General features: G+C 41.7%; 10 protein-coding genes. 5 read left to right on the top strand and 5 right to left on the bottom strand.

Annotated elements, in window-relative coordinates:
* From M23134_RS33580 to M23134_RS33560, 5 genes are all read left to right on the top strand, one after another.
* Nucleotides 1-581: hypothetical protein (locus M23134_RS33580; protein ID WP_045114866.1), on the top strand; the 581-nt coding region annotated here is incomplete at its 5' end.
* A 219-nt stretch (nucleotides 582-800) separates the two neighbouring features.
* Nucleotides 801-1466 carry a hypothetical protein gene (locus tag M23134_RS33575; protein ID WP_045114865.1) on the top strand — a complete coding sequence of 222 codons (666 nt, stop codon included), beginning with the start codon at nucleotides 801-803 and terminating at the stop codon, nucleotides 1464-1466.
* Entirely contained in the window at nucleotides 1439-2245 is an 807-nt protein-coding gene (locus M23134_RS33570) for a sensor histidine kinase (RefSeq protein WP_045114864.1), read from the top strand. Before M23134_RS33575 ends, M23134_RS33570 begins: the two co-directional genes overlap by 28 nt.
* Nucleotides 2246-2408: 163 nt before the next feature.
* Nucleotides 2409-3065 carry a response regulator transcription factor gene (locus M23134_RS33565; protein WP_002704510.1) on the top strand — a complete coding sequence of 219 codons (657 nt, stop codon included), beginning with the start codon at nucleotides 2409-2411 and terminating at the stop codon, nucleotides 3063-3065.
* Between the two features lie 148 nt (nucleotides 3066-3213).
* A complete protein-coding gene (locus tag M23134_RS33560) occupies nucleotides 3214-4008 on the top strand; it encodes a leucine-rich repeat domain-containing protein (protein WP_002704508.1) in 795 nt (264 codons plus the stop codon).
* A 78-nt stretch (nucleotides 4009-4086) separates the two neighbouring features.
* On the opposite strand, the gene M23134_RS33555 is transcribed toward M23134_RS33560, so the two are convergent.
* The 5 genes from M23134_RS33555 to M23134_RS33525 form a co-directional block, all read right to left on the bottom strand.
* A complete protein-coding gene (locus tag M23134_RS33555) occupies nucleotides 4087-4329 on the bottom strand; it encodes a hypothetical protein (RefSeq protein WP_002704506.1) in 243 nt (80 codons plus the stop codon).
* A 1128-nt stretch (nucleotides 4330-5457) separates the two neighbouring features.
* On the bottom strand, nucleotides 5458-7077 hold the full coding sequence (locus M23134_RS33540) for a vitamin K epoxide reductase family protein (RefSeq protein WP_002704504.1): 1620 nt from the start codon (nucleotides 7075-7077) through the stop codon (nucleotides 5458-5460).
* 443 nt (nucleotides 7078-7520) lie between these two features.
* Entirely contained in the window at nucleotides 7521-8090 is a 570-nt protein-coding gene (locus M23134_RS33535; protein ID WP_045114861.1) for a hypothetical protein, read from the bottom strand.
* A 1230-nt stretch (nucleotides 8091-9320) separates the two neighbouring features.
* Nucleotides 9321-11267, bottom strand: a complete 1947-nt coding sequence (locus tag M23134_RS33530) for a RecQ family ATP-dependent DNA helicase (RefSeq protein WP_002704500.1) — start codon at nucleotides 11265-11267, stop codon at nucleotides 9321-9323.
* A 413-nt stretch (nucleotides 11268-11680) separates the two neighbouring features.
* Nucleotides 11681-12250 carry a hypothetical protein gene (locus M23134_RS33525; protein WP_002704493.1) on the bottom strand — a complete coding sequence of 190 codons (570 nt, stop codon included), beginning with the start codon at nucleotides 12248-12250 and terminating at the stop codon, nucleotides 11681-11683.
* Nucleotides 12251-12282 lie beyond the last annotated feature (32 nt).

Raw genomic sequence — 12282 nt, 5'->3', positions numbered from 1 at the left:
TAACAGGCAACAATACGGATTCGCTTTATACTGGTTGCTACCTTGCCGAAAGTATAGAAAAACAACTTGACGAAAATAACAGTAATTTGCCTGTACACTCACAGACGACCATTATTCCTTTTTCGCTGGCAAAGTTGTATATCGATGGTTGGAACACCCGCGCAACCAATGATATTATAGATAGTTTTCACGCACCTATCACCGACTCACTCACTAAGGTGACCGAAATAGAGAGGGCTGCATTTTATACCTACTCGTCTCAGGATGTACAGGACTTGAAGGATATACTGAAATCTAACCCAGGACTTGAGGTCAGCAACCTGTTCTTCTTTATGGGGGCAGGCGACCCTAACCCTGGATACGGACACCCTTTTGCATACCGTCCTATTTTGCGGGTAGTATTTAGTGAAAAAGACGAAAAGACTAAATTAGACCCTATGATTGGCACTGCACTAAACATACCTCCTCAAGTAAAATTTGAAACCACAGAAAGTGGTACAGGAGGGGTAGTAACGCTAGAGTTTGCGGCTCCTTGCCCACCTTTTTGTGGTGGCGGCGGTGGCGGTGGCAGTCGTTTGTAAAAAAATGATATAAGTGAACTTTTGATAGTTCGCTTATAGAAGTCGTCTCAACTTTTAATAATGAATTACAAATGGCTCATTTTGTCTACTAGCTTCGATATTTTTTATTACCATAGTACTGCTATGCTTCAAAAAAAAATCATCGTTATCGAACAAAAGCAACCATTTTCATCAAAAAAGTCGAGATGACTTCCTATTTTTAAAAACAACTTAAAAACTATGTATTCATTACTTCTTACAATTAATTGGTCGTTTGTACTGGCTAATGTATCAGTAGCTTCTATTCTACTACCAGCAATACTGGCAATCATCCTCTTTAAAAAACAGACGCTTCCCTTAAAAATTTTGAGTATTTTATTATGGGTAGGGGTCTTGGTTGAAATAGTAGCCCGCACCCTGGCAATTTATAAACTACCCAATTTGCCAGCTTTGCATGTGTATGTAGTCATAGAGTTTGCGCTACTTGCCTGGATGTACCAATTGTACCTGCATAAAACTTATGCGCGCTATGTGATTCCTGTGATTATTATCGCCTTCACTATATTTTCTATTATCAATAGCTTATTTATCCAATCTATTTATACTTTCAACACTTACTCCCGCCCCATTAGCAACCTTTTGCTTATCATATTTGCGCTGTCTTATTTTTACAAAATGTTGAGGGAACTAAAAGTAAGGTATTTAGAAAAGGCACCCATGTTTTGGGTCAATACCGGCATTTTAATTTACTTTTCAGGCAGCCTGTTTTTATTTATTTTCAGCAATTATATTGTTTCTGACAAAGGTTTATTATTATTGATGTGGAATATACATTCGTTCTTGAATATCATTCATAATATATTTTACACAATAGGTTTATGGCTCAGTCGGGAGAACTCGGAGTAGGCACAATGCTACTTATCGGCACAGTAGGTATGCTACTGCTGGCAATGGCAGTAATCGTGTTTTTTTTGGTGTATCAACGCCGTTTGCTTGCCCAACAAGAACAGCTACAACAAATAAAAATAGAACAACAAAAAGCCTTGTTAGAGGCTAGTTTGCAAACCCAGGAAAACGAACGCCGCAGAATAGCCAAGGATTTGCACGATGAGGTAGGCGCCAACCTGTCTACAATTAATTTATTTGCCAAACAAATAGAGAAGTTTGTAGAAAGAGAGTCAAAGGCAGGCAAAATGGTAGGTAAAACCAAAGATTTGATTGCAACTACTATAACCAGTGTACGTACCATTTCTAAAGACTTACTCCCCGCTACGTTGGATCGCTTTGGGTTGGTAGAAGCTGCCAAAGAGCTTTGTGACCGGATTAATCAGGCAGATGCCGTATTGGTAAATTTTGAGCATCAGGTAACCGAAGAACGCCTGTCCCAGCCCCAGGAACTTGCCTTGTTCAGGATTATCCAGGAACTCTTCAATAATACCCTTAAACACGCCCAGGCAACCCAAGTCAACTTGTTTATCCATTATACTCCGAAAAGCCTAAAGATTATATTTAAAGATAATGGAGTGGGTTTTGACGCCAATGCTTTGATGCAAAGTAAGGAAAGCACCAAGGGGTTGGGCTTAAAAAACCTCGAAAGCCGTGCCCAGGTATTAGGTGCAAGCCTCAACTATACAAGCCCTCCCGAAGGTGGAACTCAAGTAAATATATTGAGTAATACTGCTTAAAAATTATTACCTTGCTATTCTATATTTGCGTATAATAACTTCATCCTTTTACCTCTACCGGATGATTTATCTGGAGCCCTTTGCCTTTTGATATACTACCTACATTTTGCATCAACCGTCAAAGTCGGGGCTTGTCTTGAGAAACCTACAAACATTATAAATTATGCCAGTTAAAGTAGCAATTGCTGACGATCACGTGCTTTTTCGCAAAGGCTTGGTCACTATTCTAGAGCTTGATGACAATATCGAGGTTGTTTATGGTGCCGATAATGGCAAAGAACTGATAGACAAAGTAGACGCACAACCACCTGATGTGATATTGATGGACTTGAAAATGCCCGTAATGGACGGAATGGAGGCTACCAAAATAATTAAAGCCAAATACCCTGAAGTAAAGGTGCTTGTTTTATCTATGTACGACGAAGAGAAGTTTATCATTCATTGTCTCGAACTAGGCGCCAATGGTTACCTACTCAAAAATACCGATCCTGACGAGTTAGTGCATGCCATAGGAACAGTTATGGCAAAAGATTTTTATTTCAACAACCACATATCTACAGTAATGCTCAAGGGGCTTAACCAGAAAAAAAGGGCTAAAGGTAAGCCTCAGTTTGAAAACAGCATAGAGTTGACCAAACGTGAACAAGAAGTGTTAGAGTTGATCTGCAAGGAACTTACTACCCCCGAAATGGCAGAAAAACTGTTTATCAGTAATCGCACAGTAGAAGGGCACCGAAAAAATCTACTGGAAAAAACAGGGGCAAAAAATACTGCCGGATTAGTGGTTTTTGCGCTCAAAAATGAGTTGGTGGAGATTTAGATAAGCCAGGGCAACCCTGAATTGTATCAAGAGCACAACCGCCAGATAAATAAAAATAAAGAGAAATACCCGAATATAATTTCATACTTTACGTACTGTAACATAACACTATGACAAAAACTGATATATAACCAAAATTAATTCGGGTATGTTAACAAACAACAATTACATTACCACTAGCCCTGACTTTATTAGTAAAATAAAACAACTGTTGGAAAGCGGTCAAAGTAGTCAAGTAGAACTGGCTTTTCAGTTGCTAAAGGGAGCGGGAGAGAGAGTTCCGCAGGTGTTGGAGAAATACCTGATTAATAAACAAGAAAAAATATTGCTTTGCCTTACCTATGGTTTTGTGCAGGTAGTAGCAAATATTAGTGAATTATGGATTAGCCGTGTCTACCTAAAGCGCTTACCAGCGGAAATAGCTTACCTCAAAAACTTGTTGTTGCTCAACCTCAACAGCAATCAACTGCATACACTGCCTCGCGAAATAGGCAGTTTGAAGCACCTGAAACAATTGAACCTCAATAAAAATCCGCTGACCCAACTACCTAAAGAAATAGGGCGTTTGCGCCAACTTGAAGAACTTTGGCTTACTCAAGGGCAATTGACTCGCCTGCCTAAAGAAATTGGTAAACTTGAAAACTTACGCAAATTACATTTGGGGGGCAACCAACTAAAGCAGGTGCCTGCTGAATTGGGCAACCTGGAAGAACTAGACACGCTTGACCTACGCGAAAATAAGCTGTTGATGTTGCCCAATGAAATAGGGTACTTGACTAATTTACGTTCGTTGGATTTGCGTCGCAACCAACTGCACTCACTGCCTGTCAACATTGGCGACCTTGTGCAACTCAAGGAACTTTACTTATATGGTAACCCTCTGCCTATATCAGAAAAAGACCGGATTCAGAAGGCATTGCCACAGGTAAAAATGAGTTTTTAAGGAAAGGTGAAAAAACTGTATGTTTTTTTATACAAACAAAAAGCTCTGAAGTATATCAGGGCTTTTTGTTTGTGAAGCTTATTTCTTTTGTAGCGTATCTAACAGCTCTACATTGTTGAGCAAATACTGCATTTGAAGAATACTTGCCTGTAAGTAAGTTTTTACTTGTTCGTACTCTTGGTTTTCGAACAGTGTTAAAGGCATATCTGCGTCAAGCATCAGCGCTTCTAAGTTGGCACGTACACTTTGGGCAAATACGTTTACAATTGATTCGGGAATGGTAATGCTTTGTGCCTCTGCGTTTAATTCAGTAAATTGCATTCTAGTAGATTTTTTAGTTTGCTAAAAGCCCTTGAGGGAAGACTCCAATCTAATACCTCTTGTTCATACTTTCACTGTGAAAGTATGAACAAATATAGTGAAAAAGCCCGCCTTTTGCAAGAAAAAATGTATTCAAAATATTGTAAATCAATGCGTTAACGATAAACTTATTTCAAAGCACACGCGGGGACGACGTGCGCCAGCAGGATTCACTTTGCGCCCATTAGCTAAAGCAGAGCTCCCTCTGGTCGGTTCGTAATTAAAATAGTTTCGAGTGTTGGCGTGCTTTGGTCTCGCTTCACTAAGACCAAAGCAGGGGAATGTTTTTAGGGTTGAATTGTCTTGGCTTGCCCCTGCCAATAAACAACTTCCTGTGAAGGTCTTACCGCAGGGCGACCTGAACAATGCCGACCGGAAACGTCACAAACAACTTGGGTATGATGTTTCGAGTGTTGGCATGCTTTGGCCTCGCTTCACTAAGACCAAAGCTGGTAAACGTTTTTTAGGACGACCTGAACAATGCCGATTGGAAACACCGCCAACAACTTGGGTATGATGTTTCGAGTGTTGGCGTGCTTTGGCCTCGCTTCACTAAGACCAAAGCAGGGGAATGTTTTTAGGGTTGAATTGTCTTGGCTTGCCCCTGCCAATAAACAACTTCCTGTGAAGGTCTTACCGCAGGGCGACCTGAACAATGCCGACCGGAAACGTCACAAACAACTTGGGTATGATGTTTCGAGTGTTGGCATGCTTTGGTCTCGCTTCACTAAGACCAAAGCAGGGGAATGTTTTTAGGGTTGAATTGTCTTGGCTTGCCCCTGCCAATAAACAACTTCCTGTGAAGGTCTTACCGCAGGGCGACCTGAACAATGCCGACCGGAAACGTCACAAACAACTTGGGTATGATGTTTCGAGTGTTGGCATGCTTTGGCCTCGCTTCACTAAGACCAAAGCAGGGGAATGTTTTTTTTAGGGTTGAATTGTCTTGGCTTGAATAACCCCTTCTCCCTCCAGTCTATTTCCTCATTCGTAATTGAAAAATTCGTAATTCGTAATTAACCCATACGATAATTTTTTAGCTTCGCATCGCGCCCATTCGTAATTAAACAATTCGTAATTGAAAAAGGCTTATTCATCTTCTACCATTGCCATATTACGCCAGTAAGACTTAAAGTTTTCCAGATCAAATCCAACGGGCAACTGTCTGCCTTGTACCAATAGGGTAGGAGTTCCAGTGATTTGCTCTTGGTCAACCCAGTAAGCGTGTTGTATGTGTAGGTTTTTGGCTTTCTCTAGACTATCTTCTGTCAGGGGATAATTTTTGACCAAAGCTGTATAGTCTTTATGCTTATACCAAAAAGAAGTAGCCTCGAGGCATTGCGCCTGGTTATATTGGTAATGCAGACCTATCAGGTGCTGACTTACTTTGTTTTGTTCATCTTCTTGCTCTTTTTTGGCAGTAAACAATACTTGTACCCGCAGTATACCAGGTAGTTCTCTCATTAACTTTACCAATGCCTCATGTTTTTGGGCACAAGGACCACAAAATACATTACTGATCATGGTTACCTCTATAGGAGCTTCGGGGTCGCCTAGTATCACCTGATCTTCGAAGTTGACAGGCGACGCGTGAGGGGCACTTTCAAGGACACCCCGCATAATTTGTTCGTTTTTAAGGAAAAAGTTGAGCTTGGCTTCTTGTTCAAGCAATTCTTTTTTGAGGCGAAAGCCAGGTTTGAACAGCAACCAGAACACCACCACTACGCCAAAGGTAACGGCAATGTGTAAAATACTTGTGGCATTGAAAAAACGGCTATCATAGCTCCATAAAGAAAAACCAGCGGCAAATTCCAGCCAGAAAATCAACTGTACCGCCAAGCAGAGTAAGCACCATTTTTTGACCACCATTGCCTGATAGTATACCGAAAAAATGGTATAAGGCAACGCCAGTATAGTAAACACCCCCAGACAAACCGCAATAGAAAATAAATTGCCTGAGGTAAGCGAGGTGAGTAAGGCAAGGCTGCCGCCCGCGAAATAGATAAAGCCAAGGTGCGACATTTTGAGCCAGCCAAATAGTTTGGCTGCCGGCGAATCGAGTACTTGTCCACAGCTGGTTTTGGCGTTGGTATCGCATATTTTATGCACCAAAGCATTGCTTATGCCTTCTTCCTTGAGAATGAGTAATACGGCAGTAGTTAGTCCTACTGCTTTGAGCCCCAACAGAGGCAACCAAGTAGCCCAGGCAACCTTAAAATTGACAAAACCTGCTACCAGCCCTAGCACAAAAAACATCATAGATGCGCCAATAATGAGCGGTGTACGGTATTTTTTGAATATAAAATCTGCTTCGCCCAAGTGAGTTTCTTCGTCCAACTCTGCCATAAGCAATACCCCCGACCATTCTGCTGCAAACTCTTCTACAGATTGGGTAACGTGACCTTTGGCTGGGTCGAAATAGGTGAGCTGCCCGTTTTCGAGTCCATCGAGTACCACAAAATGTCCTCTGCTAAAGTGGGCTATTGCCGGGTATGGAACTTCTTCGAGCCGATCGGTAGTAATGCTCACTGCCATGTTTTCTATTGACAGGTCTGACAAAGTTTCAGAAAGCGATAGCACAGAGGGGTACGCAGGGTGAGTAGTGAGTTGGCGTTCTATAGTTTGTGGAGTAACTTTAGCTCCCAGTTGTTGCAGGAAATATTTACTGGCAATAGGTAAATTTTCAAAATCAGATCTTTGTTTACGCATTATGGATGAGATGATTATATTTTTTAATAATATGTTGTGTATATCAATACTCCATAGTGATTTTAGTCAAAGTTGTTTGCTGGTTATCAGTTATTGATGAATTTAAAAACTAGTTAACTGGATGTTTAGGCGTAAAACCGAAACGCTTTCAAAAATAAAGCGAGTACGCAACCTTAATGTAAAATACTGGTTTACAGCATTTAACAAGGTGAACATTTACTCGAATCGGCTATGGACTATCGACTAAATACTATGGACTATTGGTATATAGCTTGGTAATAGTAAACAACAAAAATAGCTTTTTGAATGATTTAAATGAGCATAAAACAAAAAAAAAGCATCACCTTGCCTGAAATACGAACAAGACTATGCTTTAAGGTAATAAGCGTAACAAGGACAACCCCTGACAAGTGCCTAAATATGCCAAGGTAGGTACCCCATCGTTATTCTTCGCAATCACAAACGCAGTCGCAATCGTTGCCATCACAGGTGCATTCACATGAGCAATCTACATTTACATTGACAATTACATTTTGACTGTATACTTTTTTGATCGCTATCATACCAAAACTATTGGATTCGGCGCCATTGCTGAGGTTATAGTCTATGTCAAGGTAAAAGTCGTCATTGTAATAATAGAAAGTGCCCTTGCCCTCTATCTCTAGCGAGTCGAGGATGATTTGTTTAGGAATGGCCACCGTTACATCGCCATTGGGTTGTTCGTTGGTAAGCTCTACTGCCACCTTAGTTCCATTTACCCGGTTCCACTTGGCGCTTATCCACACTTTGTTGCCGTTAAAGCCCTCTTCGGTACGCGAAACTACCAACGAATAGGCATCGGCATAATTAACCATTTGAGCGTCGTAAATGCCAATAAACTCTTTAAGATCAAAGCGGATTCCTGTATTGTTTGAGAGGTTGTTGGTGGGTACTATTTCGTTTTTTTTGCCACAAGCATTCAGCAATGACAAGGCAACAATTGCCCAGAGTAAAATAAATGCAGTCTTTTTCATAGTGTAAGTCTTTTTCATAGTGAACTTGTTCAGGGTTCATTACTTAAATGTACCATGAAAAAAACAACCCCGTTGGTGATTTTATACGTAAGGGGTATTTTTGGAGAGGAAAAGAGGTAGAAAGTAAGCATATAGCTATCGACTACCCGCAAACCTGGTCATTTACATGCAAATGCTTAGGAACGTGATCGCCCCGTAAACGGGATTTCGGGCGTAGCCCTCAACAATAACCCCGATAAGAAATCTGAAGCTGTCCGGTTTAGAACATATTAGCTTCGCAGAGCTTGAACTTCGTTCTGCGGTTCTCTTTACTGACTTTCGTTACCCCGGCAGTTCCGCCGGGACTATGAGCTTTTATTGTCCGTAGTACCGTCCCACGGTCTGGCTCAACATCCCCCGGATGTTGCCTTGCCCGCAAAGTCGAGTAGATAAGGGGATTTTCACCCCAAATCTCTCACAGAACCGTGCGTGATAGTCTCCCATCACACGGCTCTTGTTATACAAATCATCATAATTTAACTCCTGTATTCCAGTGATAAAATGGTAATGACTTTGTCTTGTCGCTTTTAATCCTCCTCATATTATTAAGTTGTTAAAAACTTGAAAACTGTATAACTGAACCCCTTCGCTCCACTTCCATTACAGAAGCTTCTACACTAATACGAGTTCATCCGCCACCCTCTATCATCTCAGTATTCGCCTTGTAGGATCGCTACTTGTACTTTCCCTTAATGATCATAGAGGGCTTCCCCTGTTCCATAACTAAGCCTAAATAAGAGTCATGCCAACTTAATGACGGTTGCCACATAGACACTTGACAGGGTACGCTCTATGCTTTGTCCCAAACTTTATCGGATAAGTCTGGTTTTGACAACAAGTAGCTGTTCTCGACACTTCTTCATTGGTTCACTTGCGTTCATCTCTCTTATTCACACCTGACTCCGTACCAGCGGAGCCTTTTCTCTAGCCGTTCAATACCAAAACATTACTGTCATAGCACCGTAGAGTGGTTTAAAGGCTATTCCTGTAAATCGCCTTTGGTGGGTCTACCACCATCTTAGTTATAGCATACAAAGCTTGTTGTGCTTTGTTTCAGGGCACACCCGATAGCTGCAGCTTTGCTGCGCTGAGCTCTGCCAAAGGCTAAAAGTGCCTCAGCCAGCCTCGAGTATACGCCCTCAATCTCGACACTTATTTTGAACATGTTCCTTAGCGAGCGTTTTAGTGTGCCTAAGCCCCTTTATTAATCGCCATTTTACCATTGTCCAGATAAATGATTTGTTGTACATCCACCATTTTTTGTACTACCTCAAGTACTTCGTCTTTGTCTGCATCTACCTTGTCTACCAAGGTTTGTACAGGCAGCGACTCCTCCTTGAGGAGGGTTAAAATTTGCTTGCTTCGAGTAGGAAAAGGGTTTTCTAGGTTGCCTTTTTGCTTTTCTTGTTGACGTTTTTTCTTTACACATACATCGCATACTTCGCAAGGGTCATACGACACCTCACCAAAGTACTCCAGCAACAATTGAGTTCGACAGCGATCTTTATGTTTGATATAATTCGTCACCGCTTTTACCTTGTCTAAGTCGCGTTGCTTGCGAACTTCAAGTGCATCTACATCAAGTGGTAGCTTGTGGGCGTCGTAGCGAGGGGTCAAAAACACCACTTGTGGCTTGGTTTTTTGCCTTTGGTACTCTATTACCCCGTATTGTTGCTGCAACTGGGTCAACTGTTTCATTACTTGCTGGGTGCTGGTACGCAGGTATTTTGCCAGGGCATTTTCTGAGATCGTGACAAAGTGATTGAACACCTCACCTCCGCACATCCGCAGCAAGAGCTTGACCAAGGGTTCCATAAACGGATTTTTGATCTGAAACTCGTACAAGTCTGAATACCTGAGTTTAAACAATATTTTGGAGGGGTTATAATAAGATTCATTAAATTGAATCAAACCTTCTTGTGCCAGTGTTTTCAGGGCATAATAAGCCGGCATGCTGTCAAAATTGTATTGTTTGACAAAATGCGTCAGGTCAAAGTCGTGGCTGGCGTAACTTTCGCTGTTGACCGCCAGGTTATAATAATTGGCCAAACCTTGGTATACCGCCTTGATCACGTCTATGTCGGGGTAGGACTGCATGACCTTTTTTTCCAGGTTGATAATGTCATTATGATCAAACAGGGCTACGGCATAAGCCTTTTCAGTGTCACGCCCGGCACGTCCGGCTTCCTGATAATACGCCTCCAGGTTGTCGGGTAGGTCCATGTGTACCACCACCCGTACATCGGGTTTGTCTATGCCCATACCAAAAGCATTGGTGGCGACAATTACCCTTATTTTATTGTCAATCCAGGCAGCTTGCTTGTAGTCGCGTTGTTCATTGGAGAGCCCAGCGTGGTAAAAGTCAGCCCGAATACCATTTTTGCGAATTAATTCGGCAACTTCACGGGTACGACGACGGTTGCGCACATATACCACCGCTGAGCCTTCAATTCGATTGAGTATATTGATGAGTTTTCGGTCTTTGTCTTCTTCGTAAAGTGTGGAGTAAGAAAGGTTTGCTCTAGCAAAACTTTTTTGAAACACTTGTTTATCTTCGCCAAACGCCAGTTTATCCTGAATGTCTTCTTTTACCTTTTGGGTAGCAGTGGCAGTAAGGGCAATGGTAGCTACCTCAGGAATAAGCGTTCTAAATTCGGCAATTTGTAAATAAGGCGGGCGGAAGTCATACCCCCATTGCGAAATACAGTGGGCTTCGTCGATCGCCAGCAAACCCACCTGCATGCGCTTTGCCCTTTCCTGAAATATTTCGGTACGCAAACGTTCTGGAGACACATAAATAAACTTGTATTTTCCATTGACGGCGTCTTCCAGGGTCATATCTATTTCTTTGGGGCTCATGCCCGAAAAAATAGCCGTTGCCGTAATGCCTCTTTTCTCTAATTGCGCTACTTGGTCTTTCATAAGGGCAATCAAAGGCGATACTACAATACATATTCCTTCTAACTGCATAGCGGGCACCTGAAAGCAAATAGATTTGCCTCCGCCAGTGGGCAACAGGGCAAGGGTGTCATGTCCTTCCAGCACCGACATAATGATGTCTTCCTGTAAAGGACGAAAGCTGTCGTATCCCCAGTATTGTTTAAGGATGGCGTGTATGTTGGGCGTGGCATTTGACATGTACCTGAATATTGTTGTAGTAAGTGATAAAACGGTAATTTGCAAAGGTACAAAACTTTTGTTTTTTGCTATTGGGCAGAGTCACTATTCTTTGCAAAATTGGACATCTAATATACAAAGAAAACAGGAGAAATCGGGGAGTTTTTTGTGATAAAACCGAGGATTTTTTTGGGTCAAATCTGGCACAGTTTTCTTACCTTTGATATTAAGGCACTTAGCTTGAAGAATGATGAAAGAAGTCTGCCAAAATTTATATTTCCACAGGTTCAAATATTTTTTTACTCACTTCTTACAAACAACCAGCGTACGCTTTTGCATCTCCACCAACACATAGTCCTATAAACCTTGGTTTTGATTAATTGCTTGCTCATACTTACCAGCACTTGTAAAACAAGGAGGCTGATAGAGAAAGTTTATGGGTTTACCCCAAACACCTTATTTAGGCACTTGACCACACAAATGTAATAGGTATAATTGCGATAGTCTATTGGGTGGTACCTGGCATTGGTTACCACAAAACGAACCCCTTGTATGTGATACAGCCGGGCGTAGTTTACAATAGATTTGAAAATAAAAGGCAAGCTGTCGAATACTTGCCACGACTCGTGTTTGTTAGTATCGTCAGCGTATTCAAGTATTGGAGGCAATGATTCTATGATAGAAATGCCAGGAGCAGCCTCAGGAATGGCTTGTATTTCGATGTAAGCGTAAATGTTGAGTCCTCCAAAGCGCTTATAGTCTATAGCTTTTTTGACAGTGTGCCCTAAGCTTAATGTTTGCTTGATCACCTTGTCGCGGGGTAAGTAGCTTTGTAGTATTGCCGTGGGAATCATCAACGACAAGGCTTTTCTTTGCAATAATTCATTACATAATGTACTTGCTCTATCTTTGCCTATGCCATACAGGGTAGTAATGGAGGTGTTGGGTAGTGGAGGCTTGGTGAGCAGTTCTACAAGCTCTTTTTTTACTGATTCTGTATCCATTTTTTCTTCAAAAAAGCCCTGTAAGATGAGCT

It is taken from the genome of Microscilla marina ATCC 23134, from assembly GCF_000169175.1.
Classification (GTDB): Bacteria; Bacteroidota; Bacteroidia; order Cytophagales; family Microscillaceae; genus Microscilla; species Microscilla marina.
The sequence above is the reverse complement of the archived record's forward strand: the minus strand, read 5'-3'. Positions and strand labels throughout refer to the sequence as shown.

Excerpts from the sequence above, each read along its gene's own strand:
- M23134_RS33575 (WP_045114865.1), top strand. The coding sequence starts at position 801 with ATGTATTCATTACTTCTTACAATTAATTGGTCGTTTGTACTGGCTAAT.
- M23134_RS33570 (WP_045114864.1), top strand. The coding sequence starts at position 1,439 with ATGGCTCAGTCGGGAGAACTCGGAGTAGGCACAATGCTACTTATCGGC.
- M23134_RS33565 (WP_002704510.1), top strand. The coding sequence starts at position 2,409 with ATGCCAGTTAAAGTAGCAATTGCTGACGATCACGTGCTTTTTCGCAAA.
- M23134_RS33560 (WP_002704508.1), top strand. The coding sequence starts at position 3,214 with ATGTTAACAAACAACAATTACATTACCACTAGCCCTGACTTTATTAGT.
- M23134_RS33555 (WP_002704506.1), bottom strand. The coding sequence starts at position 4,329 with ATGCAATTTACTGAATTAAACGCAGAGGCACAAAGCATTACCATTCCC.
- M23134_RS33540 (WP_002704504.1), bottom strand. The coding sequence starts at position 7,077 with ATGCGTAAACAAAGATCTGATTTTGAAAATTTACCTATTGCCAGTAAA.
- M23134_RS33535 (WP_045114861.1), bottom strand. The coding sequence starts at position 8,090 with ATGAAAAAGACTGCATTTATTTTACTCTGGGCAATTGTTGCCTTGTCA.
- M23134_RS33530 (WP_002704500.1), bottom strand. The coding sequence starts at position 11,267 with ATGTCAAATGCCACGCCCAACATACACGCCATCCTTAAACAATACTGG.
- M23134_RS33525 (WP_002704493.1), bottom strand. The coding sequence starts at position 12,250 with ATGGATACAGAATCAGTAAAAAAAGAGCTTGTAGAACTGCTCACCAAG.